The organism is Pseudomonas sp., assembly GCF_049645325.1.
Classification (GTDB): Bacteria; Pseudomonadota; Gammaproteobacteria; order Pseudomonadales; family Pseudomonadaceae; genus Aquipseudomonas.
The window spans coordinates 1-4,096 of the sequence record NZ_JBARTQ010000230.1 but is presented as its reverse complement, the minus strand read 5'-3'; the positions used below and the strand labels follow the sequence as shown (position 1 = coordinate 4,096).

Below are 4,096 nucleotides of genomic sequence, written 5' to 3'. Positions count from 1 at the left end.
GCATAAAGTACGTTCGGACTCGATTCGCACGGCTCAACAAAAACAAGATCAAAAACAACCAGGTACCGTCAGATGAAAATCTTCAACGCTGTACTGCGAGTTTTACGCCCTGCCCATACGCCACGCGGTCTGCCCCGCGCCCGGCCGTTTTACTTCTCCTTCCTTAATGTGCTGTGCGTCGAAAACAAAGGCGCCCTGGTCTGCTGCATTCCAGGCGCACCGATTGTTCGACTGTCGACGTCGCAAGGCCCGCTCTGACCAACGTAACGTCCAACAAAACCAACAAGAATGTGGAGACAGACCGTTCATGAAGACCCCGATCCGTTTTACCGCGCTGGCCCTTTCCATGCTGCTCGCCAGCGGTGTCGCCTCGGCTGCTGACCTCAAGATAGGCGTGAGCATGTCCGCCTTCGATGACACCTTCCTGACCTACCTGCGTGAAGACATGGACAAGCAAGCCAAGTCCTATCCCAAGGGTGACGGCGTGCAGCTGCAGTTTGAAGACGCCCGTGCCGACGTGGTCAAGCAACTGAGCCAGGTCGAGAACTTCATCAGCCAGAATGTCGACGCGATCATCGTCAATCCGGTGGACACCGCGTCGACGGCCAACATCATCAAGGCCGCCACCGCGGCGAAAATCCCGCTGGTGTTCGTCAACCGTCGTCCTGACAGCCCGACATTGCCTGCGGGCGTCGCGGCGGTGGTTTCCAACGACGTCGAAGCCGGCAAACTGCAAATGCAGTACATCGCCGAAAAGCTCGGCGGCAAGGGCAACATTGTGATCCTGCTGGGTGACCTGGCGAACAACTCCACCACCAACCGCACCAAGGGTGTGAAGGAAGTCCTGACTAAGTACCCGGGCATCAAGATCGAACAAGAGCAGACTGGTATCTGGTTGCGTGACAAGGGCATGACCCTGGTCAACGATTGGCTGACCCAGGGCCGCGAATTCAATGCGGTGCTGGCCAACAATGATGAGATGGCGATCGGCGCGTCCATGGCGCTGAAGTCGGCGGGCAAGAAAGGCGTATTGATTGCGGGTGTCGATGGCACGCCGGACGGCTTGAACGCGATCACCAAGGGTGACATGACGGTGTCGGCCTTCCAGGATGCCAAGGGCCAGGCGGACAAGTCGGTGGAAACGGCGCGCAAGATGGCCAAGAACGAACCCATCGAGCAGAACGTGGTGATCCCGTTCCAGCTGATCACCCCGGACAACGTCAAAGATTTCAAGTAGCCCTTCATAACAACAATAAGCGGGCAGGGCGGCCACGGTCGCCCTGCTGATGGAGTACCCGATATGCTCGCTCAAGCCACTGTCTCGCAACCTCCCGGCGTCCAGCCCGCGCTGCTGGAAGAACCCTACCTGCTGGAAATCGTCAACATCAGCAAAGGCTTTCCCGGCGTCGTGGCCCTGGCCGATGTGCAACTGCGGGTGCGCCCCGGTTCCGTGCTGGCGCTGATGGGTGAGAACGGTGCGGGCAAGTCGACGCTGATGAAGATCATCGCCGGCATTTATCAGCCTGACGCCGGGGAAATCCGCCTGCGTGGCAAGCCGATTGTGTTTGAAACGCCGTTGGCGGCGCAGAAAGCGGGGATCGCGATGATCCACCAGGAACTCAACCTGATGCCGCACATGAGCATCGCCGAGAACATCTGGATCGGCCGCGAGCAACTCAACAGCCTGCACATGGTCAACCACCGCGAAATGCACCGCTGCACCGCCGAATTGCTGGCACGCCTGCGCATCAACCTGGACCCCGAAGAACACGTGGGCAACCTGAGCATCGCCGAACGGCAGATGGTCGAGATTGCCAAGGCGGTGTCCTACGACTCTGACATCCTGATCATGGATGAACCGACATCGGCCATTACCGACAAGGAAGTGGCCCACCTGTTTTCGATCATTGCCGACCTCAAGTCACAGGGCAAAGGCATCGTCTACATCACGCATAAAATGAACGAAGTGTTTGCCATCGCTGATGAAGTGGCGGTGTTCCGCGACGGCCAGTACATCGGCCTGCAACGCGCCGACAGCATGAACAGCGACAGCCTGATCTCGATGATGGTCGGCCGCGAATTGAGCCAGTTGTTCCCGGTGCGCGAAACGCCGATCGGCGAGTTGCTGCTGTCGGTGCGCGACCTGCGCCTGGACGGGGTGTTCAAGGGCGTGTCCTTTGACCTGCATGCCGGTGAAATCCTCGGCATCGCCGGGCTGATGGGCTCGGGCCGCACCAACGTGGCGGAAACCATTTTCGGCATTACCCCAAGCAGCGGCGGGCAAATCACCCTCGACGGCAAGCCGGTGCGTATCACCGACCCGCACATGGCCATCGAGAAAGGTTTTGCGTTGTTGACCGAAGACCGCAAGCTCAGCGGTCTGTTTCCGTGCCTGTCGGTGCTGGAAAACATGGAGATGGCCGTGCTGCCGCACTATTCGGGCAACGGTTTTATCCAGCAGAAAGCCCTGCGCGCACTGTGCGAAGACATGTGCAAGAAGCTGCGGGTGAAAACCCCGTCCCTTGAGCAGTGCATCGACACGTTGTCCGGCGGCAACCAGCAGAAAGCCTTGCTGGCCCGCTGGCTGATGACCAACCCGCGGCTGCTGATCCTCGATGAGCCCACCCGTGGCATCGACGTTGGCGCCAAGGCCGAGATCTATCGCTTGATCTCCTTCCTTGCCAGCGAAGGCATGGCGGTGATCATGATTTCTTCGGAGCTGCCTGAAGTGCTGGGCATGAGCGACCGGGTGATGGTGATGCACGAAGGCGATCTGATGGGCACCTTGGACCGCGCCGACGCGACCCAGGAAAAAGTCATGCAGCTGGCTTCCGGGATGACCGTAGTCCACTGAACACAGAATAAGAAGGTGATTGGCTATGAACGCAATAACAGACAACAAGCCTGCCACGGCCCCGGTCAAGCACCGTCGACGCTTGCCTACCGAACTGAGCATTTTTCTGGTGCTGATCGGCATCGGCCTGGTGTTTGAAGTGTTCGGCTGGATCGTGCGTGACCAGAGCTTCCTGATGAACTCCCAGCGCCTGGTGCTGATGATTTTGCAGGTATCGATTATTGGCCTGCTGGCGATTGGCGTGACCCAGGTGATCATCACCACGGGTATCGACCTCTCATCCGGCTCGGTGCTGGCGCTGTCGGCGATGATCGCTGCGAGTTTGGCGCAGACTTCCGACTTTTCGCGCGCGGTATTTCCAAGCCTGACCGATTTGCCGGTGTGGATCCCGGTGGCGATGGGGTTGGGTGTCGGGTTGTTGGCGGGGGCTATCAACGGCAGCATCATCGCGGTGACTGGCATTCCGCCGTTTATCGCAACCCTGGGCATGATGGTCTCGGCCCGTGGCCTGGCGCGTTATTACACCGAAGGCCAGCCGGTGAGCATGCTGTCTGACTCGTACACGGCCATCGGCCATGGCGCGATGCCGGTGATCATCTTTCTGGTGGTGGCGGTGATCTTTCATATCGCGCTGCGTTACACCAAGTACGGCAAGTACACCTATGCCATCGGCGGCAACATGCAGGCGGCGCGGACGTCGGGCATCAACGTCAAGCGTCACTTGATTATTGTCTACAGCATTGCGGGGTTGCTGGCGGGGCTGGCGGGTGTGGTGGCGTCGGCACGTGCGGCTACCGGGCAGGCTGGGATGGGCATGTCGTATGAGCTGGATGCGATTGCCGCGGCGGTGATCGGGGGGACCAGTTTGGCGGGCGGCGTCGGGCGTATCACGGGCACGGTGATTGGCGCGTTGATCCTTGGGGTGATGGCGAGCGGGTTTACCTTTGTTGGGGTGGATGCGTATATCCAGGACATTATCAAGGGGCTGATCATTGTGGTGGCGGTGGTGATTGACCAGTATCGGAATAAGCGCAAGCTGAAGCGTTGAGGTGTTGGGTTTTTTGGGGGGGCATATCCATTTTTGGGTGATGGCCTCTATGGGTTCCGCCCTTACGGCGGCTCACTTTTGATAGAGCCGGAATGCCGGCCCAGTCAAAAGTAAGCAAAACGCTCTTGCCCCTCCACTCGGTGCCTCGCTGTGGCTCGGCATGCCCGCACTCCGGCTTGAATCCGTGGGCCGCC

The 4,096-nt window shown here is 59.4% G+C and carries 4 protein-coding genes; all 4 read left to right on the top strand.

The window, feature by feature from the left end:
• Positions 1 to 72: 72 nt before the first annotated feature.
• Entirely contained in the window at positions 73 to 258 is a 186-nt protein-coding gene (locus WBB95_RS09975; RefSeq protein ID WP_424487429.1) for a hypothetical protein, read from the top strand.
• Positions 259 to 307: 49 nt separating this feature from the next.
• Positions 308 to 1,237, top strand: a complete 930-nt coding sequence (locus WBB95_RS09970) for a sugar ABC transporter substrate-binding protein (RefSeq protein ID WP_424487428.1) — start codon at positions 308 to 310, stop codon at positions 1,235 to 1,237.
• A gap of 63 nt (positions 1,238 to 1,300) precedes the next feature.
• Positions 1,301 to 2,854, top strand: coding sequence for a sugar ABC transporter ATP-binding protein (locus tag WBB95_RS09965; protein ID WP_424487427.1), 1,554 nt, complete (start codon positions 1,301 to 1,303; stop codon positions 2,852 to 2,854).
• Between the two features lie 25 nt (positions 2,855 to 2,879).
• Positions 2,880 to 3,902 carry an ABC transporter permease gene (locus tag WBB95_RS09960; protein WP_003173541.1) on the top strand — a complete coding sequence of 341 codons (1,023 nt, stop codon included), beginning with the start codon at positions 2,880 to 2,882 and terminating at the stop codon, positions 3,900 to 3,902.
• Positions 3,903 to 4,096: the final 194 nt, after the last annotated feature.